General features: G+C 30.1%; 26 protein-coding genes and 5 tRNA genes. 7 read left to right on the forward strand and 24 right to left on the reverse strand.

Annotated features, from left to right (window positions below; translation table 11 throughout):
• Positions 1-72: 72 nt before the first annotated feature.
• Positions 73-654, reverse strand: a complete 582-nt coding sequence (locus L6653_RS04685) for an NUDIX hydrolase (protein WP_236785739.1) — start codon at positions 652-654, stop codon at positions 73-75.
• 104 nt (positions 655-758) lie between these two features.
• Between L6653_RS04685 and mscL the strand changes: the two genes are divergently transcribed.
• Complete coding sequence (gene mscL, locus L6653_RS04690) at positions 759-1,166, forward strand: large conductance mechanosensitive channel protein MscL (protein WP_236785740.1); 408 nt, start codon at positions 759-761, stop codon at positions 1,164-1,166.
• A gap of 242 nt (positions 1,167-1,408) precedes the next feature.
• Here mscL and topA read toward each other — a convergent pair whose 3' ends face one another.
• The 5 genes from topA to ylqF are packed head-to-tail and all read right to left on the reverse strand — an operon-like array spanning position 1,409 to position 6,355.
• Positions 1,409-3,466 carry a type I DNA topoisomerase gene (gene topA / locus L6653_RS04695; RefSeq protein WP_236785741.1) on the reverse strand — a complete coding sequence of 686 codons (2,058 nt, stop codon included), beginning with the start codon at positions 3,464-3,466 and terminating at the stop codon, positions 1,409-1,411.
• Positions 3,467-4,546, reverse strand: coding sequence for a DNA-processing protein DprA (gene dprA, locus L6653_RS04700; RefSeq protein ID WP_236785742.1), 1,080 nt, complete (start codon positions 4,544-4,546; stop codon positions 3,467-3,469).
• A complete protein-coding gene (locus L6653_RS04705; RefSeq protein WP_236785743.1) occupies positions 4,547-4,903 on the reverse strand; it encodes a YraN family protein in 357 nt (118 codons plus the stop codon).
• On the reverse strand, positions 4,900-5,532 hold the full coding sequence (gene rnhB, locus L6653_RS04710; protein ID WP_236785744.1) for a ribonuclease HII: 633 nt from the start codon (positions 5,530-5,532) through the stop codon (positions 4,900-4,902). The genes L6653_RS04705 and rnhB overlap by 4 nt, the downstream gene beginning before the upstream one ends.
• A complete protein-coding gene (ylqF, locus tag L6653_RS04715) occupies positions 5,519-6,355 on the reverse strand; it encodes a ribosome biogenesis GTPase YlqF (protein WP_236785745.1) in 837 nt (278 codons plus the stop codon). Before ylqF ends, rnhB begins: the two co-directional genes overlap by 14 nt.
• Positions 6,356-6,749: 394 nt before the next feature.
• On the opposite strand from ylqF, the gene L6653_RS04720 reads away from it, so the two are divergent.
• The 4 genes from L6653_RS04720 to L6653_RS04735 all read left to right on the forward strand — a co-directional run bounded on the left by L6653_RS04720 (position 6,750) and on the right by L6653_RS04735 (position 11,655).
• Positions 6,750-7,409: a response regulator transcription factor gene (locus tag L6653_RS04720; protein ID WP_236785746.1), complete on the forward strand. Its 660-nt coding sequence runs from the start codon at positions 6,750-6,752 to the stop codon at positions 7,407-7,409.
• Complete coding sequence (locus L6653_RS04725; RefSeq protein ID WP_236785747.1) at positions 7,402-8,379, forward strand: sensor histidine kinase; 978 nt, start codon at positions 7,402-7,404, stop codon at positions 8,377-8,379. The genes L6653_RS04720 and L6653_RS04725 overlap by 8 nt, the downstream gene beginning before the upstream one ends.
• A 101-nt stretch (positions 8,380-8,480) precedes the next feature.
• Complete coding sequence (locus L6653_RS04730) at positions 8,481-9,170, forward strand: ABC transporter ATP-binding protein (protein ID WP_236785748.1); 690 nt, start codon at positions 8,481-8,483, stop codon at positions 9,168-9,170.
• Positions 9,157-11,655 (forward strand): FtsX-like permease family protein, encoded by a 2,499-nt coding sequence (locus L6653_RS04735; RefSeq protein WP_236785749.1) that lies wholly within the window; start codon positions 9,157-9,159, stop codon positions 11,653-11,655. Before L6653_RS04730 ends, L6653_RS04735 begins: the two co-directional genes overlap by 14 nt.
• A gap of 108 nt (positions 11,656-11,763) precedes the next feature.
• Here L6653_RS04735 and rplS read toward each other — a convergent pair whose 3' ends face one another.
• The 13 genes from rplS to L6653_RS04800 form a co-directional block, all read right to left on the reverse strand.
• Entirely contained in the window at positions 11,764-12,111 is a 348-nt protein-coding gene (rplS, locus tag L6653_RS04740) for a 50S ribosomal protein L19 (RefSeq protein WP_040396696.1), read from the reverse strand.
• Positions 12,083-12,802, reverse strand: coding sequence for a tRNA (guanosine(37)-N1)-methyltransferase TrmD (trmD, locus tag L6653_RS04745; RefSeq protein ID WP_236785750.1), 720 nt, complete (start codon positions 12,800-12,802; stop codon positions 12,083-12,085). Before trmD ends, rplS begins: the two co-directional genes overlap by 29 nt.
• Complete coding sequence (rimM, locus tag L6653_RS04750; protein ID WP_236785751.1) at positions 12,795-13,280, reverse strand: ribosome maturation factor RimM; 486 nt, start codon at positions 13,278-13,280, stop codon at positions 12,795-12,797. Before rimM ends, trmD begins: the two co-directional genes overlap by 8 nt.
• Entirely contained in the window at positions 13,277-13,501 is a 225-nt protein-coding gene (locus L6653_RS04755) for a KH domain-containing protein (RefSeq protein ID WP_058990098.1), read from the reverse strand. Before L6653_RS04755 ends, rimM begins: the two co-directional genes overlap by 4 nt.
• A gap of 4 nt (positions 13,502-13,505) precedes the next feature.
• Entirely contained in the window at positions 13,506-13,751 is a 246-nt protein-coding gene (rpsP, locus tag L6653_RS04760) for a 30S ribosomal protein S16 (protein ID WP_236785752.1), read from the reverse strand.
• 15 nt (positions 13,752-13,766) lie between these two features.
• Positions 13,767-15,104 carry a signal recognition particle protein gene (ffh, locus tag L6653_RS04765; RefSeq protein WP_236785753.1) on the reverse strand — a complete coding sequence of 446 codons (1,338 nt, stop codon included), beginning with the start codon at positions 15,102-15,104 and terminating at the stop codon, positions 13,767-13,769.
• Between the two features lie 11 nt (positions 15,105-15,115).
• Positions 15,116-15,439: a YlxM family DNA-binding protein gene (ylxM, locus tag L6653_RS04770; protein ID WP_236785754.1), complete on the reverse strand. Its 324-nt coding sequence runs from the start codon at positions 15,437-15,439 to the stop codon at positions 15,116-15,118.
• A gap of 286 nt (positions 15,440-15,725) precedes the next feature.
• A complete protein-coding gene (locus L6653_RS04775; protein WP_236785755.1) occupies positions 15,726-16,694 on the reverse strand; it encodes a peptidase in 969 nt (322 codons plus the stop codon).
• 198 nt (positions 16,695-16,892) lie between these two features.
• Entirely contained in the window at positions 16,893-18,113 is a 1,221-nt protein-coding gene (locus tag L6653_RS04780) for a S1C family serine protease (RefSeq protein ID WP_236785756.1), read from the reverse strand.
• A gap of 161 nt (positions 18,114-18,274) precedes the next feature.
• Complete coding sequence (locus L6653_RS04785; RefSeq protein ID WP_236785757.1) at positions 18,275-19,780, reverse strand: YfcC family protein; 1,506 nt, start codon at positions 19,778-19,780, stop codon at positions 18,275-18,277.
• Positions 19,781-19,789: 9 nt separating this feature from the next.
• Positions 19,790-20,725 (reverse strand): carbamate kinase, encoded by a 936-nt coding sequence (arcC, locus tag L6653_RS04790; protein WP_236785758.1) that lies wholly within the window; start codon positions 20,723-20,725, stop codon positions 19,790-19,792.
• Between the two features lie 26 nt (positions 20,726-20,751).
• A complete protein-coding gene (gene argF, locus L6653_RS04795; RefSeq protein WP_236785759.1) occupies positions 20,752-21,756 on the reverse strand; it encodes an ornithine carbamoyltransferase in 1,005 nt (334 codons plus the stop codon).
• Positions 21,757-21,815: 59 nt separating this feature from the next.
• A complete protein-coding gene (locus L6653_RS04800) occupies positions 21,816-23,042 on the reverse strand; it encodes an arginine deiminase (RefSeq protein WP_236785760.1) in 1,227 nt (408 codons plus the stop codon).
• 297 nt (positions 23,043-23,339) lie between these two features.
• Between L6653_RS04800 and L6653_RS04805 the strand changes: the two genes are divergently transcribed.
• Positions 23,340-24,602 carry a helix-turn-helix domain-containing protein gene (locus L6653_RS04805; protein WP_236785761.1) on the forward strand — a complete coding sequence of 421 codons (1,263 nt, stop codon included), beginning with the start codon at positions 23,340-23,342 and terminating at the stop codon, positions 24,600-24,602.
• Positions 24,603-24,613: 11 nt separating this feature from the next.
• Entirely contained in the window at positions 24,614-25,318 is a 705-nt protein-coding gene (locus L6653_RS04810) for a B3/B4 domain-containing protein (protein WP_236785762.1), read from the forward strand.
• Between the two features lie 311 nt (positions 25,319-25,629).
• Here the strand turns inward: L6653_RS04810 and L6653_RS04815 are convergent.
• The 5 genes from L6653_RS04815 to L6653_RS04835 all read right to left on the reverse strand — a co-directional run bounded on the left by L6653_RS04815 (position 25,630) and on the right by L6653_RS04835 (position 26,175).
• Positions 25,630-25,706, reverse strand: a tRNA-Arg gene (locus L6653_RS04815).
• Positions 25,707-25,726: 20 nt separating this feature from the next.
• A tRNA-Arg gene (locus L6653_RS04820) sits at positions 25,727-25,803 on the reverse strand.
• Between the two features lie 26 nt (positions 25,804-25,829).
• Positions 25,830-25,906, reverse strand: a tRNA-Arg gene (locus tag L6653_RS04825).
• Positions 25,907-25,933: 27 nt separating this feature from the next.
• Positions 25,934-26,010: transfer RNA gene (locus L6653_RS04830), tRNA-Arg, on the reverse strand.
• A gap of 91 nt (positions 26,011-26,101) precedes the next feature.
• Positions 26,102-26,175: transfer RNA gene (locus tag L6653_RS04835), tRNA-Gly, on the reverse strand.
• Positions 26,176-26,181 lie beyond the last annotated feature (6 nt).

The following is a 26,181-nucleotide window of genomic DNA, read 5'->3' on the forward strand; positions in this document are numbered from 1 at the left end:
CACATCTTTCTCTTAAACAAATATTAGTCCTATACACTAATTTTACCACAAATAACAAATCTTTATAAGAAATTAATTTTCATAAGATTTCAAAAAATCTTTCAAAACTTGTGCAGTCATTCCCCAAATTACCGGTTTGGTATCATAAAAATAAAAAGTATGATACCTTTGCCAAAAATTATAATTTTTCCCATTAGGTATCTTTTCAAAAGGAAAATCATCTGGCAAATCCATCATAAGTTTGGCCCTGTATTTTTCTGGTGGATTATTTTTTAAATAATCAATAGAAACTGTAAAAATTGAATCAACTTCCATATTATAAGAAATATTTTCAAAATCTTTATTAATTCTTCCATAATATGCTTTAATAATCCTATTAGAAGAAGACAAAATCATAGAAGAATAACCCAACAAGGAAATATCCTTCTCATCTAAATTCAACTCTTCCCTACACTCTCTTATGGCTGCCATTTCAAAATTTTCACCTTCATTAAGACCTCCTCCTGGAAGAGAAACTTCCCCAGCTTGTGAAATCATTTTGCTTCTAACTTCAAATAAAATATGGTCTTTGCCATTAATATATATTATAGGAATAAAAACTGCATATTTAGATAATTTTTTATAAAATTCGTCATCAACTTGTAAATTTTTCATATATCTGCTCCTTATCTTTATTATACTATTTTAAAAATATTTTCTATCATGGAAATTTTCGAAATAATTAGTATAATGAAAAAGAATAAAAAAAAGGAGTTATTATGTGGAAAGAATTTAAAGAATTTATATCAAAAGGAAATGTAATTGACATGGCAATAGGTCTTGTAATGGGATCTGCTTTTACTGCAATTGTAAGTGCAGTTGTAGATGGAATTTTAATGCCAATTATTTCAGGGCTTACAGCAGGAGTCGATTACGAAGACTTAACTGTTAATTTTTTTGGATCAAAATTATTAATAGGTAGTGTAATTAATGCAATTATAACATTTTTAATAATTTCATTATTTTTATTTATAATTGTTAAAACACTAAATAAGGCAAAAAAAGAAGAAGTTGTAGAAGAGACAACAAAAATTTGTCCTCACTGTAAAAGTGAAATAGACATAGAAGCAACAAGATGTCCTAACTGTACATCAAAGCTTGAAGGATTTTCTGAAGAAATTAAATAATTTTTTTAAAAAATAAAGCAGGCTAAAGCCTACTCAGACTGTTGACAAACAAAAAAAATTTCCCATTTCGACCGAGTGCAACGAGCGGAGAAATCTCATGAGATCTCTCCATGCGTTCGTTTCACTCACTTAGTCGAGATGGCTGTATCGTAATTTTATTTTTAAATTAATAATAAATTACTAAACTGACTTTGTCTACGCTCTGAGCAGGCATAAAGGCCTGCTTTTTTAATACAAAAATTTTATCTTCTTTTTTCTTTTACATAATCACAAGAGTTGCATTTTATTTCATCAGTTGACCTGTTTTTTTTGTGAACTAAAAGGTCACCACATTTTGGACATTTTTCTCCTGTTGGTGGATCCCATGTTGCATAGTCACATTTTGGAAAATTTGAACAACCATAAAATCTTTTGCCTCTTTTTGAAACTTTTTCAATTATTTCTCCATCTTCACACTCTGGGCATTTTACTCCAGTTGTTTTTATTATAGATTTTGTAAAATCGCAATCTGGGAAATTTGTACATCCTATAAATTTTCCATTTCTTCCATGTTTTTCTGCAAGTGGGTGGCCACATTTTGGACATTTTTCATCCAAAATTTTATCTTTTACCTTATAATCTTTTGTATCTTTGGAAACTTGTTTTAAATCTTTCTCAAATCCTTTATAAAAAGATTTTAAAACATCTTTCCAATAAACTTCATCTTGAGCAATCTTATCTAGTTCATCTTCCATTTTCGCTGTAAATTCTACATTTATAATATCGTCAAAACTTTCTTGTAAAAAATCATTCACTCTTATTCCAAGTTTTGTTGGGATAATTTTTCTTTGCTCAAATTCAACGTAGTTTCTTGAAATAATTGAAGCTATTGTTGATGAATAGGTTGATGGTCTTCCTATTCCATATTCTTCCAATGTTTTTACAAGACTTGCTTCTGTGTAATTTGCTGGTGGTTTTGTAAAATGTTGGTCTTTTTTAATATCAATAGCCTTTATAATATATCCCTTTTTTAAGTCTGGAAGTATATTTTCATTTTCTTTTGCATTTGAAACTTTCATAAATCCATCAAACAAGGTTATTTTTCCATTTGTTTTAAAAATTACCCCATTTGTATCAAAAGAAATAGATGTTGACAAATATTCATAATCTGTCATCTGACTTGCTACAACTCTTGTCCAGATTAATTTGTAAAGTTTATATTGTTGGTCTGTTAAATATTCTTTTACACTTATTGGATCGTTATAAATTGAGGTTGGTCTGATTGCTTCGTGGGCATCTTGACTTGTTTTTGATTTTTTAGAATAAGAATTGCCTTTTGAAGCGTATTTTTCTCCAAATTTTTCCTTTATATATGATAAACTTTCTCCAATAATTTCATTTGAAAGTCTTGTCGCATCAGTTCTCATATAGGTAATAAGACCTACTCTTCCCTTTTGTCCAAGGTCAATTCCTTCAAATAATTGTTGGGCAAGTGACATAGTGTATTTTGTTGAAAATCCCAATTTATTTGATGCATCTTGTTGGAGAGTTGAAGTTGTGTATGGCTTTTGTGGTTTTCTTTTCTTTTTTATTTTTTGAATGTCAATAACTTCAAACTTATCATTATCAATTCTATTTAGAATTTTTTCTGCCCCATTTTCATTTGAAATTTTCATTTTTTTGGACTTTGAACCATAAAATTCCGATTCAAATTCGATTTTACTTTCCTTGTGTTTTGCAGTAATTGTCCAATATTCTTCTGGAACAAAAGAATCAATTTCTCTTTGCTTATCAACTATTAATTTTAAAGCAACTGATTGGACTCTTCCTGCAGAAAGACCAGATTTTACTCTTTTCCACAAAATAGGCGAAATTTCATAACCTACAATCCTATCCATAACCCTTCTTGCTTGTTGGCTATCAACCAAATTTTGGTCGATTTTTCTTGGATTTTTGATAGCATTTTTTACATTATTTTTTGTAATCTCATGAAATTCTACCCTATTTAATTCATTTTGATCAAGGTCCAAAAGATATTGTAAATGCCAGCTTATTGCTTCACCTTCCCTATCAGGGTCTGTTGCAAGATAAACTTTATCCACACTTTCTGCTTCTTTTTTTAAGGCATTTATTGTTTTTGCCTTTCCACGAACTTTTATATATTTTGGTTCAAAATTATTTTCTATATCTACTCCAAGCTTAGACTTTGGTAAATCTCTAAGATGACCATAGGTTGCTCTAACCTTATAATTTGAGCCCAACATCCTAGTGATTGACTTAGCCTTGGTTGGAGATTCTACTATTACTAAATTTTTTGCCATTTAATCCCCTTTACACACATACTCATTGTTTCCCATATTTTCTATATAATCATTTAACTCTAAAAATATCAAAATATAATTTACATCCTCAATCGACATAGATAGATTTTGAGAAATCTCATCTGCACTTGAAGATGGCTTGTCGATTATATACTTTACTACATTTGCAGCCTCTTTATCAAGTCCATCAAGATTTATTTTATATTTTTCTTTATTTATATTTTTAAAATCTTCAATTTCATCTATTATATCACTTGCATCCATTACAAGTTTTGATCCTTCTTGAATTAATTTATTGCAGCCTTTTGAATAAATTGAATTTATATTTCCTGGAAGACAAAAAACTTCCCTTCCTTGTTCTAGGGCAAAATTTGTTGTAATCATTGTTCCTGATCTCTCTTTTGCTTCAATCACACAAACTCCCTTACTTAATCCTGATATTATCCTATTTCTTCTTGGAAAATTATAGGCATTTGGCGGAGTTTCTAGGGGAAATTCTGAAATAATTACTCCTTTTTCTTGCATTTTTTCATACAAATATTTATTTGCCTTGGGATAAATTATATCAAGACCTGAACCTATCACCCCAATTGTTTTAATATTATTTTCAAGGCTAACCTTATGACTTATCGCATCAATTCCATAGGCAAGTCCCGAAACAGTTCTTATATTTGTACCCTTAAAACCCTCAACAATTTTTTTACAAGCCCATTTTCCATAGTCAGTACATTTTCTTGCCCCGACAAAGGCTATGGCGTTTTTGTCCTCTTTTTCCAAATTTCCCTTGTAATAAAAAATAGCAGGCCTATCTTCTATGTAGGATAAATTTATCGGATAATTTTCGTCATAAATAGTACAAATCTTATAAGGACCCTTAAAAACTTTTTCCCTATAAGCCTTAAAATTTTCTAAGTTTTTTGAAGAAAATATCTTTTCTTTATTTTTCTTAGATAAATTATCAAAAATTTTCCTATCAAGGTCAAAAAAATTATCTATATCAAGATTTTCGCAAAAATCTAAGATTATTTTGTTGGATAAGTTTATAAAATTAAAATATAATAATAAATCTTTTTTGTCCATCTAATCACCAAAAGCGTTTTTTATGTAATGAATCGTCTTTTCTTCAAGATAAACTTCGCACACATCAAAAGAAATCAAAAATTCACTCAAATCATTTTCAATAATATAGGCTTGAGCTGTTTTTTTGATTCTTTCTTGTTTATTAAAATCTACATCCAAACTTGCAGGTTTAAATTCATCATTTTTTCTTGTTTTAACTTCAACAAAGGTTAAAATATCATCTTTTATGCAAATAATATCAATTTCTCCGTAGGGTTTTAGGAAATTTCTTTTTAAAATTTGATAGCCTTTTTTCTCCAAATATTTTGCAGCTATATCCTCCCCAAAATCTCCTATTGACCTTTTCTTGCTTTTCATAAAAAAGATAATTGCCTTTCATGAAATTTTTTTAGAAAAGTTTTTCTATGAATTGGACATTCTCCATATTTTTCAAGGCCCTCATAGTGTTTTTTTGTTCCATAGCCTGCGTTAGTTTCAAAAGAATAATAAGGATAAATTTTCGAAAAATTTTCCATAATTTTATCCCTCCTGACCTTTGCAAGAATTGATGCACAAGAAATGGCATATTCATACAAATCGCCCTTTACAATATTTAATTGCTTAATATCAGTATCAATTCTTTCAGCATCGATCAAAACAATTTGAGGTTTTTTTTCGAGGTCTTCAAGGGCATTTTTCATGGCAAGTTTAGTTGCCTCTTTTATATTTATTTTATCAATAAGGATATTATTTGCATAACCAAAAGAATAAGAAATAGAATCATCAATAATTTTTTGGTAGAGTTCTTTCATCTTCTTTTTGGATAATTTTTTAGAATCAGTGACACCCTCAATATGAGAATCTTTTTTCATTATAACTGCACAAGCTACAACAGGTCCTGCCAAGGGACCCCTTCCAACTTCATCGATTCCTGCAATTAAATCATATTTTTCGTGTATTTCATTTTTGATTTTGTCGTTAAATTCAGAATACCTAGGCTTTTTCAATTGTTATCCTTCCAAGTTTTCCACTTCTAAAATCATTAAAAATTAAATTTGCACACCTTGTATAATCAACTTCACCTTTTCTAATAATTGCCCCTCTTTTTATTCCAATTTCTTCATAAATTTCAAGAGCAGTCTTATCAGAATCTATCTTATACCTTTCTTCTAAATTTTTTGGATAAGATTCTTTCATAAATTCAATAAATTTAAGGCATAATTCCTCAATATTTAAAATTTCATCTTTAATTGCGTTTGTAAAAGATAAGTGAAGACCAGTATCTCCTTCAAGCTTTGGCCACAAAACACCTGGAGTATCCAAAAGCAAAATATTCTCATTTGTTTTTATCCATTGTTTTTGTTGGGTAACTCCAGGTCTATTTCCAACCCTTGCTCCCTTTCTTTTGGCAATATTATTAATGAAAGTAGACTTTCCAGAATTTGGAACACCAACAACCATAATCCTAATATTTTCATTTTCAATATTCTTTTCTTCGTTTTTCCTAAATTTGTCAGACAAAATTTCTTTTGCTATATTATAAATTTCTTTTGTATTAATTTTTTCCTTAGAATTCATTTTTATAGCTTTAGTCCCTTCCGCTGCAAATTTTTTAATCCATTTCTCATTTTCAACTGGATCTGATAGGTCTGTTTTATTCATTATTATTATCCTATCTTTTTTTTCAGTTATTTCTGAAATCAAGGGATTTCTTGATGATTTTGGAATTCTTGCATCTATTACTTCTAAAACTATATCAACAAGTTTTAGGGAATTTATTATTTCTTCTTTGGTCTTTTTCATATGACCCGGATACCAATTTATATTCATATATCCTCCTAATCTTTATTTTATATTCTATCACAAATATTTGTGATTTATAAAATAAAACACCTTTGTAATCTAATTAAGAATATATTTCTTTCATAAAAATTTTCAAAAATTTCCAATACCAAGACAGCCTTAAAGATTATTTTTAAAATATGATATAATATTGTAGAAAAAATATAGAAAATAGAGGCTTAATCTGAAGTATATTATGATATTATCCTATGATAATTTTTAAAAAATTAATAGCTGAAAGATAAATAAATTAGACCTACAAAAAGCCATAAACACAACTTTCTACACCATAAAAATATGTCGATATGATAATGTAAGTATAAAAATATAAGAGGATTTGTAGGCATTTTAAATGTTATATCGCAATTTTTGGAGCATAAAATTGAAAATATTAATGATTGAAGATGACAGCACAATTGCTTTTGCTGTTAAAACTTACTTAAACAAAGAAAATATTGAAACTATTATTTATAACAATCTTTCTCAGGCAGAAAATATAAATTTTAATGACTGTGATTTAATTCTTCTTGATGCCAATCTCCCAGATGGGTCAGGCTTTAATTTTTTAAATTGGCTGAGAGGATTTTCTGACCTTCCTGTAGTAATGATTACTGTAAAAGACGAAGACGAGTATGTTATCAAAGGTCTTTCTCAAGGGGCAGATGACTATATTACAAAACCTTTTTCTCTCCCTGTCCTAAAGGCGAGAATAGACAATGTTTTTAGTAGAAAAATTAAAAAAGTGAATGAACTGACTTTTGAAAATTTATCTTTAGATCTTATATCAAAACAAGCTTCAATAGATGGAAAAGATTTAGACCTTAACTTAAAAGAGTTTGCTATATTGGAAATGCTTTTAGAAAACCAAAATATAAATCTACTAAGAGAGCGAATTTTAGATTATGTTTGGGGTTATGATTTTTATGAAGTAAATGACAATACCCTAACTGTCACCATAAAAAGACTCAGATCTAAACTTGGAGATTATGGCAGTCATATAAAAACACTTAGAGGGATAGGATATAGGTGGGACAATGAGTAAAAACAAAAATTTTTTACTTGTCTTAATTTTAAATTTGATAATGTCTTTGTTTGTAGTTTATCTCAATCCAAGATTTGATATTCTAACACTTATTGGCTTTCTAGCTATAAATATAATTCTGTTTATAGTTATTTCAAAAATTGAAAAGAAAAAAGAAAAAGCTCTTGAGGATAAGATTAATAATATATTTAACCTACTACATTCGCTTGATATAAACTCTGATAATTACGAAATTATTGACGATGAATTTGGCAAACTCAGAGATGAGATTATTAAAATTATTATAGAAAACAAGAGAATAGCTGAAAATGCTGAAAAAAACAAAGAGATCTTAAGAGAATATACTGAAGACATTGCCCACCAAATAAAAACTCCTCTAACTGGATCTCTATTATTACTTGACTTATTAGAAGACGAAGAAGATGAATCGGCAAAAGAGTATATATCTAGACTTAGGGACAATCTCCTTAGACTTTACAATCTATCCGATATTTTATTAAAACTTGCAGCCCTTGATTCAGGTACAATAGAAATGACAAAAGATAGGATATCTGCTCGAGGATTAATTGAAGATATCATACAAAATCTAAAAGATTATTTTATTAATGATAATGTTGAAATTCCACTTTATGGAGAAGATTTTGATCTTATATGCGATAAGAAATGGACTTATGAAGCAGCATTTAATGTGATGAAAAATGGTCTAGAAGCAACAGAAGATAGACATATAGAAATTCATCTAAAAGATACAAACTTATATAAGAGCATATTAGTAGAAGATTTCTCAGATGGCTTAGATCGAAAAATGTTAGAAAAAGTTTTTAGGCGTTTTTATAAAGCGAATCCAAATTCAAAAGGCTATGGTATTGGACTTCCTATGGCAAAATCTGTAATGGAAAGACAAAATGGAGAACTTTTATATCATAAAGGTAAGAAATCAAATGCATTTGAACTGAGATTTTATAATTAAATTTTAAGACTGTGTCTAAATATAAGGCATAGTCTTTTTTTCTAGTCACTTTCCAGTCACTTAAGCCTAGTATTATATAGATAAGTTAAGGAGGATACAATATGAATATAGTAAAAACAGTTGATTTAACAAAAACATATAAGGGCGGAGTAGAAGTAAATGCCCTTTCAAATGTAAACTTTGAACTAGAAAAAGGAGACCTTGTTGCCATTATTGGAGACAGTGGCTCTGGCAAATCTACTTTACTTCATTTACTTGCAGGAGTAGATACACCAACAAGTGGTGATATATTTATTCAAGATAAAAATATTACTAAGTTTAACAAAGACGAAATGACAGTATTTCGCAGAAGAAATATTGGCGTTGTCTACCAATTTTTTAACCTCATTCCAAATATTAATGTGAGAAAAAATATTTTACTTCCTCTTTTGTTAGACAATAAAAAGGCAGATGAAGAATATTTAAAGGAAATTTTATCGATACTAGGAATAGAAGGAAAGCTCGATAGGTATCCAAAGCAATTATCAGGTGGTGAGCAACAAAGGGTTGCTATTGCTAGAAGTCTTATTACAAGACCTGCCATTATCCTAGCAGATGAGCCTACGGGAAATCTTGATAGGAAAAACTCAGAAGAAATTACAGGACTTTTTAGACTTGTAAATAAGAGATTAAATTCCACAATTATGATAATAACTCATGATGAAAAAGTAGCAAATTCTTGTGATAAGGTCTATAGAATGGTAGATGGTAGGTTAAATTTCTTAGGAGATGGAACTTATGAAAATTATTAATGACCTAGCTGATGGAGCTGTAAAAAATAATAAGAAAGACAGTTTTGCTATTAAAATTTCCATACTTTTAGCAGTTATATTGCTAGGTACAGTTGTATTTATTGTAGGATCCTTAAAACATGACAAGTATAACTACGTAAGAAAAACTATTGGAGACTACCATGTAGCAATTACTGAAGTTGATGAAAAACTATATGATAAATTAATAAATGATACGGATATAGAAAAAATTTCTTTTAATAAAATCATAGAGACAGATTTAAATGCAAATATTTATGAAAATGGAAAATGTAGCAACATATTAACTGGCTACGAAATAAAAAAAGGAAGAGAACCTAATAATTCAAATGAACTATTAGTACCAGAAAGATTCTTAACAAAGAATAAAACTTATGATATAGGCTCTAAAATTACTGCAAGTGATAAAACTTATACCATAGTTGGAGCCTATGATGATTATGGATATTCTTTTGAAAAGTCTATGTTACTTACTATGGCTGATAGTGATAAAAAGATAGACTTATTAAAAAATAATGGAGGTTTAGAAGCCCTAATATGGTATAAGCATCCAAGAGATACTTATACAAAGACTAGAGAAATTTTATCTACTATGAATATTGACGAGAAGTCTTCAATAAACATAGGAAGACTATCTTATAACACAGATATTTTAGAGTATAAGTTGATTTATCCTCAAGGAATATTTCCGCCTAAGACAGTGATAAAATCTGCTGTAGAAGAGTATAGTGCGTATTTCTTTCTCGTTCTTCTATTTGCTTTTATTATCTATGGTGCTTTTAATGTGTGGAACAATAGGGATTTAAAGGAAATTGCTCTATTAAAAAGCACAGGTATGACTGCAAAACAAGTTAAAAAAATGATAAAAAAGAAAGCCTTTAAACTATCTGCATTGCCAGTAGCCTTAGGTACACTTCTATCCTGGGTTTTCGCAAACTTATTAATGTATTTAATGTGGCTTAATAACTCAGTATCCTATAAGAATATGTCTGAGATAATTGGAGAAAGTTTTAAGGCACCAGATTTTCACCTAGTTTATTTAGATCCTACTTCTATTTTAATAATTATTTTATTATCGCTTTTGACAGTATATTTATCTGCGACAATCCCTGCTAGGAAAGGTGCAAAATTAAAGATAATAGAAGGTTTAAATGGAATTACAGAAAAAAATATAAAATTAGGAAAATCAAAAATAAATGGACCTATAGAAAAGACTTTAGCAAAAGATTATTACAGGTCTTATCGTTCAACCTATCGAATTATTGTAATTTCAATGGCTCTTTCTGCATTTGTACTGACCACAGTCTTAGTTAGCCAGTCCTATAGAGCTTTGAATGAAAAATATAACTCTTATAAGAGTCCTTACAGTTTTAATTCAAGTATTTACACTGATAAGAATTTAGATGAAAACTTATTAGCTGATTTAGAAAAAGTTGACGGAATAAAAGAGCTTCACCTATATCAAAGAAATGACACAAAATTTTATGTTGACGATAATAAAGATTTGATTTCTAAAGATTTAAAAGATTCTTTAGCTAGTGGCAAAATAGAAAATGATAGACTATATGCAAGTTTATATGCTTTAACAGATGAAGATTTTGAAAAAATTTTAAAAGAAAATAACATACCTAATGCATCTTACTTATTGCTTAATAAGATAAGAAAAGACAATAGAACGCCTTACGCTTTTAGCGAGTATATAAAAATTTCTGAAAAGGATACAGGAAAAGTTACTTTAAAATATAATGCAGAAGGCAAGCCAATAAATATAAAAATTGACGCAAGTATTGATGAAATGCCTTATGACTTAGAAGCTTATGATAATAATGAAATACCCATCTACACAAGCACAAGTAATATGAAGAAATTTATTGATGAGTATGGAATAGATAAAAGCAACCCAGTTTATTATTATTTTGTAAAAATAAAAGCTGAAAAAAACAAGGAAAAAGTATTTGAAGATGCCGAAAAAGTAATTTCAAATTATGTACCAAAGTCTGACCATGGAACATCTACAGAAATTTTAAGAGAAGCAACAAGTAAAGAGCAAACAAGGAATGAAAGACTTTTAAACCTAGCTATTCAAATCATTCTAATAACAATCGCTCTTTCCAATGCCTATAATAGTTTTAAATGCAACCTTAGGGCAAGATCCAATGACTTTAAACTTCTATCAACAGCAGGTATGACAGAAAAACAAATGGAAAAGATGGTCTTTGGAGAAGGGAAAATATTGTTTAAAAATATTTTCTTAGCCTATATCTTTATGTTCATTATTGGAATTGCATTGAGATCCTATAGAAGTAACTATGAATTAGCATTTGCGATAAAAGGTCTGATAACAAATATGAATTATATCCCTCTAATAATAGTATTTGTATTTATGATTGCAGGAGTTTTATTTGCAATAAAAAGTGGTCTTAAAACAATAAACGAAAACTCAGATAATACTTTCAAGAGTATATAAGAAAAAGGCTATGAGCATCGAACTCATAGCCTTTTTCTTGCCACCTAAAGACTCTTTAAATCAGTTTTCTCAAATCCCTAATTCAATTAGCCTTTTGGGACCTTATCTTTAATAATTTGTTTTTTCTTTAACTTTAGCAGCCTTACCTTGACGTCCTCTTAGGTAATTTAGTTTTGCACGTCTTACCTTACCACGTCTAACGATTTTGAATGCTTCAAGTCTTGGTGAGTGATAAAGGAATGTTCTTTCAACTCCTACACCATAAGAAAGTCTTCTTAGTGTGAAAGTTTTTCCAAGATTTCCTTCTTTTATTTTGATTACTACACCTTCAAAGTCTTGGAGTCTTGTTTTGTCTCCTTCTTTGATTCTGTAGCTTACTCTTACAGTATCTCCAACTCTAAAGTCTGGATTATCTTCACGTAGTTGTTCATTTTCTATTTTTTTGATTAATTCCATCGTGATCCTCCTTGATATATCTATCGTATAAATCTCTTCTAACTCTTTTGGTTTTTTGAAGAGATGATTTAATCTTCCACTCTTCTACCTTTTTATGATCTCCACTGTATAGTTCTTTTGGAACCATATAACCATTAAAATTTCTCGGCTTTGTGTACTCATCATATTGAAGTAGACCATTGTAGTGTGAATCTGTAACTAATGATTCTTTTTTTCCAACAACTCCTTCAATAAATCTTGAAAGAGAATCTATTAATACCATGGCAGGGATTTCGCCACCGGTTAAAACATAATCTCCAATTGAAACTTCATAATCAACATAGTGGTTGGTAATTCTTGCATCAATTCCTTCGTAATGACCACAAAGTATTACCAAATCTTCAAAATCTGCAAATTTGATTGCTAATTTTTGGTTTAGGATTTCTCCTGCTGCAGACATGTAGACTACTTTTGATTTTGAAGTTTTATTTGCTATTAGAGCATCATAAATTGGCTGAGGCCTCATAAGCATTCCTGCTGCCCCTCCAAAGACTGTATCATCAACCCTGTTGTGTTTGTCCTTGCTATAATCTCTTATATCAACAAGATTAATTTCAATTAGTCCTTTTTCAATTGCCTTTCCTATTACTCCATAGCTTTTTAGAAATTCGAAAGATTCTGGAAAAAGTGTAAGTATAGTTATTCTATTCATAATCTTTGAAGTTTTCCACTTCTATTTTTTTATTTTCTAAGTCAACATTTTTTACTGTAGCATTTAAGGCTGGAAAATAAATTTCTTTCCCATCTTTTTCTATTACATAGATATCATTTGGATAAACTCCAGTGATAACATCCTTTATAAAACCAATTTCTTGGTTTTTTTCATAGACTTTTAGGCCAATCAAATCAAATAAATAATATTCTCCATCATTTAATTTTTCCAAGTCTTTATCTTCGATAGTAAGTTCGTGTCCAATAAACTTTTCTACCTCATTAATATCATCATAGTCCTTGAGTTTTATGATAATACTACCCTTGTGCTTGAAAGATGATTCGATTGTCACTTCTTTTCCATCAAGTAAAAGTTTTGATCCTTTTTCAAATCTTTTTTCATTGTCTGAGTAAGATTTTATTTTTAGATTTCCTTTTATTCCATGTGTCGTAAGTATTTCTGCTACAGTTATTTTCATATTCTTATATTAACCTTAACGTCTTCTTTGACTGCACAAGCACGAGCAATAGTTCTAATGGAATTGATAATATTTCCACCCTTTCCTATAACTCTTCCCTTGTCAGCTTCTGCTACGTTGATTTTTATGTTAACTTCACCGTTGTCTTCTTCTAATATTATTCCTACAGCATCCTTGTTTTCAACAAGTTCTGTAACTATTAGTTTGACTAATTCTTTCATTTTATTAAGCTAAAACGTTGTTGTCGTTAAATAATTTTTCAACAATTGATGTTGGTTTTGCACCATTTTTAATCCATTGTTTAGCTTTTTCGTTGTCAATTTTGAATTCTTTTGGTTCAGCTACTGGATTATATGTTCCAATTTCTTCGATGAATTTTCCATCTCTTGGACTTCTAGAATCTGCTACAACTACTCTGTAAAATGGTCTTTTCTTTTGTCCCATTCTTTTTAATCTAATTTTAACTGCCATCATAACCTCCGTTTTTTAGAAGAAAGGCATATTGAACTTTCTTTTGCCTTTTCTACCTTTTTTCATATTAGTAAATTGTTTCATCATTTTCTTTAGTTCTTTGAATTGCTTTAATAATTTATTTAGTTCATTCATATCAACCCCAGATCCCTTGACAATTCTTTCTTTACGACTTTTGCCAATAATCTCAGGTTTTTCTCTTTCTTCTTTTGTCATAGAAGATATTAAAGCTTCAATCCTTACAAATCCTTTTTCATCAACATTTACATTTTTAAGCATCTTGTTGTTTACTCCAGGAATCATAGCAAGTAAATCTTCAAGCGGTCCCATATTTCTTATTTGATTTATTTGTTCAACAAAATCATCAAGAGTATAGGATTGGTTTCGAATTTTTTCTTCAAGTTCTCTTGCATCTTTCAAAGAAACTTGTTTTTCTGCCTTTTCAATTAAAGATAAGACATCTCCCATACCAAGTATTCTTGATGCCATCCTATCTGGATGAAAGGCTTCAAGATCATCAAGCTTTTCGCCTGTACCAATAAATTTAATTGGTTTTCCTACAACTTGTCTAATTGAAAGGGCTGCTCCACCTCTTGCATCACCATCAAGTTTTGTTAGTATAACGCCAGTAATATCAAGATATTCATCAAATGTTTTTGCAACATTTACAGATTCTTGACCAACCATAGCATCAACTACCAAAAGTATCTCGTCAGGTTTTACAGCTTTTTTAATATTTTTAAGCTCATCCATCAAACCTTCATCGATTTGAAGACGTCCGGCCGTATCCATAATAACAACATCATTGTTATTTCTTCTAGCATATTCCTTAGCTTCATTTGCAGTTTTTACAGGATCTTGCTTTCCTTTTTCAAAAACTTCAACCTCAGCTTGTTTACCTACAACCTTCAATTGTTCGATTGCTGCAGGTCTATAAACGTCAAGGGCTACTAGGAGAGGATTTCTGCCTTCCTTTTTTAATTTCCTGACAAGTTTACCAGAGTGAGTTGTCTTACCTGAACCTTGCAAACCTACCATCAACACAACGTGAGGAGTAGATCCCTTAAGCTCAAGCTTAGAATTTTCCTTACCCATAAGATTTGTAAGTTCTTCATTTACAATCTTAATAACAGTTTGACCTGGAGTAAGAGATTCCATAACATCTTGACCCATAGATCTTTCTTTGATTTTTTTGACAAATTCCTTAACCACCTTGTAGTTAACGTCAGCTTCAAGCAAAGAAAGTTTAATCTCTCTGGCTGCATTATTGATGTCTTTTTCGCTTAATTTTCCTTTTCCTGTAAGTTTACCTAAAGTGTCTTGTAACTTCTCAGAAAGATTTGAAAAAATCATATTTTCACATCCTAAATTTTATTTATCATTTCATCGATCATATCTATAGCTTCACTTTGATTTGAACTTTCGATCAACTCTCTTAACAAAGATAAATCATCTCTAAGCTGATTTTTTTTCTTTATTAAAGAAAGCTCATTTTCAAACTCAAATAACTTGTCAACCGACCTTTGAATCATATCCGAAATGGCCTGTTTAGATTTATTGTTATTTTCTGCTATCTCGTTTAATGATAAATCTTCATTGTAATAACAATTTATGACGTCTTTTTGTTTTTCATTCAAAAGCGATCCATAAGTGTCAAACAATCTTGCAACTTGTACTAATTTTTCCATATTCTCACCCGTCAAGTAATTTTCTTGACCTATAAAGTATACTAGAAAAATTTCCTAGTGTCAAGTAATTTTCTTGACTATTTTTTTATTGAAATTTCAATAACATATAAAATTTTAAGCTAATTAAAATAAAAAATATTGCTTATATTTTTTCTCTTATTTTAGAAAAATTAATTAATAAATTAAATATACTTCTATACTAAATATTAATAAAAAATTAAGCATCAACATTAATTCTAAATAAGAAAGGTTGATGCTTAATTTTATCTATAAATTTATAAAATATTTATTTTCTTTTACTTTTAAATAATCCTAGGCTTGATGCTCCTAACAATCCCAAAACTGCTGATAAGCTACCAACTCCAGTTTGAACATTGTCTCCAGCATTGTTTACTTTATTGCCTGTATTTATTGTCTTTTGTGAATTTGTTGTAGCTGTTTTTTTATTTTTTCTAATAGAATTTTTTTGGCTTGGATTTTGTGGATTTTGATTCGCCATATCGTCTATAATTTTTACTAAATTTTGATCATAGGCATCTTTTTCGCCCTTCATTGACAAAAGACTTCTTGCAAAATATTCTTTATGATAACCAAGTATTTCTCCCATTTCTTCCCAAGTTGTAGCTTTAGGTAACTTTTCATATTGGAGTTTCATCTTCCTGAGTGTTTCCTCATTACGACCCACCTCACTACGTTCCTCATTATAAATTTCAAATCTTAAAAAGTTTAGTTCTGCTTGTTTACTTTTTTCAAAAGCACCTTTTTCATTTAAAAGTTCACTCATTTTATATTCTTTAGGCTTTGCTTTATTTTCGTCTTTTGGTTTTTCTTCGTCATTTTTTTGATTTTCTGTTTTGTCATCTGTTTTTTTTGTGTCGCCTATTTGATTTCCTTCTTCGCCTGCTTGATTTCCTTCTTCACCTGCTTGGTTTCCTTCTTCGCCTGCTTGGTTTCCTTCTTCGCCTGCTTGATTTCCTTCTTCGCCTACTTGATTTCCTTCTTCGCCTGCTTGGTTTCCTTCTTCGCCTGTTGCGTTTTCTTCTCCGCCTTCTTTTACTGGAGCATTCTTTATAGTGATTTTTTCATTTACAACATCTGATTTTTCTTCTTTTTTTGCCTTTTCACTTGTTTTAACTGGCTCTTTTAAGGCTTTTTCTACTGTTTTTTCTTCATTTGCTTTTGCATTAGGAATTAATAAGCTTACTCCAAGTGCCAAGGCTAGACTAGCGCTTATAATTTTCTTATTTTTGTTCATAAATTTTCTCCTTTTATTTATTTTTTTAAATATTCTTTCACTAAACATTATATATATATATATATATATATATTGTCAATTATTTTAAATATTTATCCATACAAAAGAAAGAAAAATTTCTTCTATATAAATTCTGAAAATAAAAAACACATAGGCAACAGTATCATACTTTTACCTATGTGTTTTCATTTTTTTATTTTATGGTCTTAACCAATCAGGAAATATTTGATTGTTATCTTCTTTTTCTTCCTTGTTTTCATTTTTTGGATTTGCTTCTTTGAATTCTTCTATATTTGATGAATCAGTCGTAAATTTAAATTCAAACTCTTTTATATCTCCTGCTCTTACGATTTCAATTTTGCATGTATCGCCTACATTGTAATTTAGAAGAATTTTCTTTAAATTTGACATATCTTTTACTCTTTGTCCATCAATTTCTGTAATTATGTCGCCTTTTCTAAAATAATTTTTAGCATCATCTGAAATTGATTGAACATAAACTCCATCTTCGCTTCCTACTGTTTTTGGGTCAATATTATTTGATTGTAAAAGTAGGTCTAGATTTATTCCTGTAATACCCAAATAAACTGAATTAAATTTACCATTTTTGGCAATTTCTTTTATTACTTTTTTTGCTAAATTTACTGGTATTGCAAATCCTATTCCATCAGAATTTCCAGCCTTTGCTGTATTTATTCCTATTAGTTCACCCTTTGAATTTAATAAGGCTCCTCCTGAGTTTCCTGAATTTATTGCAGCATCGGTTTGCATTAGTCCATCCATCCTTGCTCCATTTTGAAATGAAACTGTCCTTCCAAGTCCTGATATTATTCCGCTTGTAACTGTTGATTGTAGTTCAAGACCTAGTGGATTTCCGATTGCTACGGCCTTATCTCCAACATTTACCTTATCACTATCTCCCAAATCTATTGGGTTTAAATTGTTTGCTTCAACTTTTATTACAGCAAGATCAAGAGTGGTATCATTCCATACAAGTTTTGCTTTTTTTGTTTTATCGTCTGAAAATAAAACATTTATCTCGCTTGCATCCCCATTGCTCACAACATGGGAATTTGTCAAAATATAGCCATCTTTTGTTACAATTGATCCCGAACCAACTCCTTCAACATAACCTGTTTGTTGACCAAAAATTGTATTTTGAGTTGCCTTTGTCTTGGTTGTAATTCCAACTACAGAATCTATGCTTTTTTTAACAACAGCTCTTTCCATTGTTATATCGTCTGTAGGATTTATATTTACAACACTTTTATTTTTAGATTCTTTTGGTATTCCATTTTTATTTTCATTTTTTAAAGAACTGCCCAATAGGGAAAAAACCAAAAATCCTCCCAAAACAGCTCCAATAAGTCCTGAAAGAAAATTAGAAAATCCTCCTGAACCATTATTTCTTCTAGCCATAATTCCTCCTTTTAATTCTCCTATATTATTATATAAAAAATTGTAAATAATATGTTATAATCTTTATTTTCAAATTTCTATATATTTATCAAGAATTTTCCAATAAATTTTGGCACAAAAAAACAAACCCAGATAAAACTGAGTTTGTTTTAAAATTTTTATTACATTACAGCCATTGCAATTGATAAAATAATTATATTTGCAATCATTACTATAAAGAATGGTTTCTTTACCCATTTTAAATATGATGAATATTCTACTTTTGCTGCTGCAAGTCCACCCATTACAACTCCTGATGTTGGTGTAACAAAGTTTACTAGTCCGCAGGCACCACAGAATATCATTATCATTATATTAGGATCATATCCTAATTGATGAGCAAGAGATCCCATAATTGGTATTGATAAAGCTGCAAGTCCTGATGTTGATGGTACTAAGAATGATAATACCATATAAATCAAGTAAGCAAGTGGAGCAAATACGAATGGTGATACTCCTCTTAATAATTTTGCTGAATTTTGTAGGATATAGAAATCTAAGTGGGTAGCACTCATTACTACTGTAATTCCTCTTGCTACTGCTATGATTAAACCTACTGATAATAAATCAGCAGCTCCAGCTATAAATCCATCTACAAATTCTTTTTCACCAACTTTAGCAACTATAGCAATAACTATACTTGATAAAGTAAATAGTGCTGCTAAATCTTTAAAGTACCAGTATCCTAAAGGTTCTCCTGTTAGGAAATCTGACCATCCAAATGCTTTCAAATAAGCTTCCTCATCTCCGTGGAAGTTGATGTCAACGTATGAGATAAGTGAAACTATCATTATTACAAATGTTATTGCAAATACAGTTAAAACTGCTTTATGAGTTCCAGTAAATTCTAACTCCTCTTCGTTATCTTTTGAGAAGTGTTCTTCCATTGCATGTTTTTCGTCTAAACTTAATACAGAATTTTCTTTATTTTCTAATAATTTCTTAGCATAATTTAATACAAATTTTATAACAATTAAATCTGTTGATAACCAAAGGATAACACCTATTACCATTACTGTTGTTGCATTTGATTTAATTCCTACAGATTCTAGAGCTCCCATAGCTGCTGATGTTGCAAATGGGTTGATTGTTGAACCAAGTACTCCGGCTCCAGCTCCGAGAAGAACTGTACCAACTGCTACCATTGTATCAAGTCCTGCTGCAACCATTGCTGCTGTGATTAATGGATAAAAACCTATTGTTTCTTCTGCCATTCCGTAAGTAGATCCACCTACTGAGAATAGGAACATTAATACTGCAATTAGTCTTCCTTCTTTACCTTTATTTTTTCTTACCAATGAACGTATTCCAGCTTCCATAGCGCCAGTGCTCATAACTATACCAATGAATCCACCAATACATAAAATAAATATGATAAGATCAGCGGCATCCATAAATCCATTAGGAATAGCCATAACAAAGTCACTTAAGCTTGCACTTTGTACAGTAACTGTTTCTCCTGCCTTAACTGCATTAATAAGGTCCCCATATTTTCCTGGATCTAATGATTTAATTATATCTTTTTCAATAGGTTGACCACTTGCTACTAATGTAATTAGACATACAACAGCTAGAACTATCATTAAGATAGAAAACGCACTAAGTGATTTTTTCTTCTTCTTTTCCATAGAAAACTCCTATTTTTTGATTATAGTTCCTGTTTTTCCTTCTAATGCTTCAGCTGCTTTTTCTAAAGATGTAATAAGTGCTTGGCCTTGATCTGAATTTTCAACAAATTCTAAACAAGCTTCTACTTTTGGAAGCATTGAACCAGGTGCAAAATGTCCTTCTTCAATGTATTGTTTAGCTTGATCAATTGTCATTTCTTTAATTTCTTCTTGATTTGGTTTGTTGAAGTTAATCATAACCCTGTCTACTGCTGTTAGAATTACTAACATATCAGCGTTTAATTCTTTTGCTAATAAAGCAGATGATCTATCTTTATCGATTACAGCTGGCACACCTTGTAAACCTTCTTCTGTGTTTATTACTGGTACACCACCTCCACCTACTGTTATTACAATATTTCCATTTGAAACTAAATTTTCTACAACGTTTATTTCAACGATTTCTTTTGGTATTGGGCTTGCTACAACTCTTCTGTATCCTCTACCAGCATCTTCAACGTATTCATATCCGTTTTCTTTTTCTTTAGCTTCAGCTTCTTCTTTTGTTAAGAAACTTCCTATTGGTTTTGTAGGTTTGTTGAAAGCTTCATCGTCTTTATCAACTAAAACTTGTGTAACTACACATGCAATTTCAGAATCTTTGCCTCTTTTTTTAAGTTCATTTCTGATTGATTGTGATAAATGATATCCAATATATCCTTGGCTCATTGCTCCACATTCAGGAAAAGGCATCTCAGGTGTATTTCCACCATTATTTGCTGAAAATTCCATTGCATTGTTTATCATTCCAACTTGTGGACCATTTCCATGTCCAACTGCTACGTCGTAGTTTTCTGATAAATCTACTATTGTTTTAGCTGTCTTTTTAACTAATTCTAATTGCTCTTCAGGGGTATTGCCTAAAGCATTACCCCCGAGAGCGATAACTAATCTTTTTTTTGTCATCTGTTATATATAATCCGTTTCTTTTTCTACTTTAATGTTGCATACATTATAGCTTTGATTGTATGCATTCTGTTTTCTGCTTGATCAAATACTTTACTTTGTTTTCCTAAAAATACTTCGTCTTTTACTTCCATACCATCAAGATCGTATTTGTCTCCGAATTTTTCGTTAACGTCAACACCTGTTGTTGTTTCAAGATCGTGGAATGATGGTAGACAGTGTAGGAATATTGCATCATCATCAGCAAGATCCATAACTTTTTGGTTTACTTGGAATGGGTGAAGAATTTCAATTCTCTTTTCCCAAACTTCTTTTGGTTCTCCCATAGATACCCAAATATCTGTATAAACTGCATGAGCACCTTTTGCTGCTTCTTCTACGTTTTCTGTAAATTCTACTTTTGATCCGTGAACTTTTGCAAATTCTTTAGCTTCTGCAACTAATTTTTCATCTGCCCATAATTCTTTTGGACCACAACCTGTGTAGTTAATTCCAAGTTTAGCACATGCAACCATTAGTGAGTTACTTACGTTATTTCTGCAATCACCCATGAATACAAAGTTTAATCCTTTTAGGTATCCAAAGTTTTCTTTGATTGTTAGCATATCTGCTATCATTTGTGTTGGGTGGAATTCATCTGTTAGACCATTCCATACTGGAACTCCAGAGTATTTAGCTAATTTTTCAACTAATTCTTGGTCAAATCCTCTGTATTCGATTCCATCATAGAATCTTCCCAATACTTTTGCTGTATCTTCGATTGATTCTTTGTGTCCCATTTGGCTTGAACCTGGATCAAGGTATGTTACTCCCATTCCTAAGTCCATTCCTGCAACTTCAAATGAACAACGTGTTCTTGTTGAAGTTTTTTCAAATAATAATACTATATTTTTTCCTTCAAGATATCTGTGAGGAGTTCTTGTTAATTTTAATTTTTTGAATTGTTCACCTAAATCGATTAGGTATTTAATTTCATCTTCTGTTAGGAATTTTAATCCTAATATACTTTGTCCTTGTAAATTTACTGGCATGTTTTTTTCTCCTTAATTGTTTTTCTTTATTAATTTTTAGTTACTAACTTACTTTTTTCTTATAGTTCTCTTTCAAGAGGCATTGACATACATCTTGGACCACCACGACCTACTGTTAGGTTGGATGCATCTAATTCTAGTACTTCAATTCCTTCTTTTCTTAGTACTTCGTTTGTTACAATGTTTCTCTTGTATACTAAAACTTTTCCTGGAGCAAGTGTTAATGTGTTTGATCCATCATTCCATTGTTCTCTTTCAGCAGCTATTGGGTCTCCACCACCACATGGAATTAAACGAACTTTTTCAATTCCTAATGCTTTTGCTAGGATTTCATCTAATTTTCCTGATGCTGTTTCAATGTGTAAATCATTGTTTTCTTCATCTTTTGTAATGATTTTAACTTCCATTTCTTTGATGATTGCTGGATGGTATGTGAATGCATCATAATCAATTTGTGTAAATACAGTATCTAAGTGCATGAAAGCTCTGTTTTCGTCAATCTTTAATGCATAGATTTTTTCAATTTTATTTTCTACATCTCCAAAGAATAATTTTTTAGCTAATAATTTGATAGCATCATATTGAGTTCTTTGAGAAATACCAATTAAAAGTGTATTTTCATTACCGTTGAATGTATCTCCACCTTCTATATGGAATTCATTTTTTCTTCCATAAAGATCTGGAACTTCTTTATATTCTGGATGGAATCTAAAGATATAGTCACAATAAATTGTTTCTCTGTTTCTTGTTACAGAATACATTTTATTTATAACTGCACCGTTTCCTACTGATGAGAATGGATCTCTTGTAAAGTATAGGTTTGGCATTGGGTTAATTGCAAGGTAAGATTGTCCAACAACCATTTCGTGTAGGTCTTCTTCTTTGAAAAGTCCTAATTCTTTAAGTGTTAAACCAGCCATTGTTTTTTCAACAAATTCTTTTGTATCTTCAATTTTTTCTAAATACTCTTTAGCTTTTGCTAGGATATCCTTATCCTCACAACCAGTTTCGCTTAGATATTCTTCTAAGAATTTTTCTCTTAGTCCTTCATTAGCGTCTAGTGTTTCAGCCATTAAATCTTCAAGATAAACAACTTCTACACCGTTGTCTCTCATGATATCTGTGAATCTATCATGTTCTTCTTGAGCTAATTTTAAATCTGGAATATCATCGAATAATAATTCCTCAAGAGTTGATGGTGTTAAATTTAATAATTCTTCGCCTGGTCTGTGTACCAAAACTTTTTTTAGTGGCTTAATCTCACTTGTTACTTGTATTTTTGTCATACTTCCTCCTAAAATATATATAAATAGAGTGAGTTTTAAATTAAAAAAAGGCTACGCTTAAATACCTTTTTAAAATTGATTTTTTAAATCACTCATATCGTTTACATCAATAGTATACTCTAATCATTTTATTTTTCACGACAAATTTTTGATTCTTTATTGTAAAATATATTCAAATGAAAAGATTTTCATAAGGGAAATTTTGGAAAATTATTAATAAATGGCTAAAAATTAGTAAAAAGAGTCAAAATATTATATAATATAGATAAATAAGAAATTAAGATAAAGAGGTTATTTATGGTTATTAGTAATATACAAACCAAAATTTCTGCAATTTCAGATTTATCTAAAATTTGTAGTTTTGAAGTAGAATTTCAAGATAATTCTACAACAACATTAATTCATAGCACTGCAAGACTTCTCTTGTTTAAAAAGGGAAAGGGCAAGTTTATGATAAATGGAGTTGAATATATCATAGAAAAAAACACTATGATATCTATACTACCTTGGGATATTACTACAATTACCGATGTTACAGAAGATTTAGAATTCTATAAAATTGTCTATAATTTTCAAATAATAAACGATGATCTTAGAAATATTTGTAACTTAAGAAAAGATCAAATTAACTCAATAGAATCATTATCAAAAAATCCTATAAAAATTTTGGATAATGAGTCTTTTCACTATATGAAAAATTCTTTCATTGAAATAAAAAATGAAGTAGGAAATAATTCTTTCCACGAAGAAGTTCAAGAAAAACCATATAAAGATGAATTTCTCATATCATCTATAATAAGGATATTAATAAAATTTATAAGATTTGAAAATAAATGTGAAATAAATACAAATGAAAACTATGATCACCAAACTAAAATCAACCAAATATTAAGATATATGTACTCACATATGAACGAAAAACTTACTTTAGACAGACTTTCTTCAACATTTTTTATTAGTAAATCAAGTCTGAGCAAATATTTGGAAGAAAATACAGGTTTTACATTTTCTGAATTGCTAAATAGGATTAGATTTTCAAAAGCAATAGACCTATTAATGTTTTCAGAAAAAAGCCTAAATGAAATAGCAAAAAGTGTAGGCTATACAGATTCATCCCACTTTACAAAGATATTTGAAAATACTGAGGGAATAAATCCGGGTGAATTCAAAAAATACTACAATATAAAGCAAGTAAGCTTAAAACAAAATGAAGTTAAACTATTAGACAATGTTATAAAATATGAAATTAGAAATTTCACAGACTCTGACCTTACAATCGGAAAAGTAGCAAAAAAATTTGGTATATCAACATCAGAAGTAAACAGACTTATCTATTTTCAATTTGAAAAAAATTTCTATGAATTTTTAGATTCACTAAGAATCTCAAAATCCTGTGAACTTCTAAAAACGACAGATTTGAAAATAATAGATATTGCCATGAAAGTCGGGTACAATTCAACAAGAACCTTCCAAAGAGCTTTTAGGAGAATTGTAGGCCTATCCCCTAACGATTTTAGGACAACAATAAACTTCCAAGACTCTGATGGAAATATAATATAAAGGAGAAAAATATGAAATTTATTGCAAGCGAATCTTTTTGGGAGCTTTTCCCAGAAGCTGAAATAGGAATTATTCTATTTAAAGACATAAAAATGGAAGAAAAATCAAGTAGGGAAATAAAAGATAAACTTGATGATGCACACGATAAAGCCCTAACTTATCTTACAAAACCAGTATTTAGCGAAAATCCAGTAATAAAAGTATGGAGAGATGCCTTCAAATTATTCAAAACAAAAAAAGGAGCACGCTGTTCAATAGAAGCCCTACTAAAAAGAGTTTCAAAAGATAAAGACGTTGGAAGCATCAATCCCCTAGTAGATATCTATAATACAACATCACTAACATACGCACTCCCATGTGGAGCAGAAGATATGGACAAATTTATCGGAGATATAAAACTAGAAATCACCCAAGGTGGAGATGAATTTCAACCTATAGGAGATGATAAAAATTCCCCAACTCTTGAAGGAGAACTTTGCTATAAAGATGATCAAGGTGCAATTTGCAGATGCTTCAACTGGAGAGATGGCCAAAGAACAATGATAACAGAAGATACAAAAAATGCAATATTGTTTATGGAAAATATAGATCCAGAAAGAAAAGAAGACCTAAAAGAAGCAATAAACTATCTAGCAGAAAATCTAGATAATCACCTAGAAGGAAATTTAGAAATCCACTTTATAACAAAAGACAATCCAAGTATAGAAATAAAATAAATAAATTAGATAAAAAAACTGAAATCAAGCAGAATAAACTGACCTCAAAAAGTTAGACCTAAAATTAACTCAATGAGGTCAGTTTTTTATTTAAATGATAAGAAATTTTTATTTTCGAGAAAATATACAGAAAAATCAATTTAAAACAAATATCACTATAAACTTAAAAAATAAACGAAATTCAATAAAAAATAATTACATCAAAATATAAAATAAATTTATAATTCAAAAATGAAATAATAGTGTAACACAAAATGTAACAATAAAAAAGATAGCTTATAAACACTATAAATAAGCTATCTAATAAAACATGGCGCGGCATTGAGGATTCGAACCCCAGGCCTACTGGTCCGTAGCCAGTCGCTCTATCCAACTGAGCTAATACCGCTCAATATATAAATAAAATATTGGCGCGCCTGAGAGGAGTCGAACCTCTGACACACGGATTAGAAGTCCGTTGCTCTATCCAGCTGAGCTACAGGCGCAAGTTAAAATAAAATATAAAAAAATTTGGCGCGCCTGAGAGGAGTCGAACCTCTGACACACGGATTAGAAGTCCGTTGCTCTATCCAGCTGAGCTACAGGCGCAGGTTCAAAATAAAATAAAAAGATATTTGGCGCGCCTGAGAGGAGTCGAACCTCTGACACACGGATTAGAAGTCCGTTGCTCTATCCAGCTGAGCTACAGGCGCAAATTCAAAATAAATATCTAATACTAAAGTAATACTTTAATCTAATACAATTATAGCATAATTTTTAAAAAAATAAAAGTATATTAAAAAATGGAGCGGGTGAAGGGAATCGGACCCTCGCAACCAGCTTGGAAGGCTGGGGCTCTACCACTGAGCTACACCCGCAAATTT

Origin of the sequence: Anaerococcus ihuae, from assembly GCF_928368155.1 — a bacterium.
Taxonomy (GTDB): domain Bacteria; phylum Bacillota; class Clostridia; order Tissierellales; family Peptoniphilaceae; genus Anaerococcus; species Anaerococcus ihuae.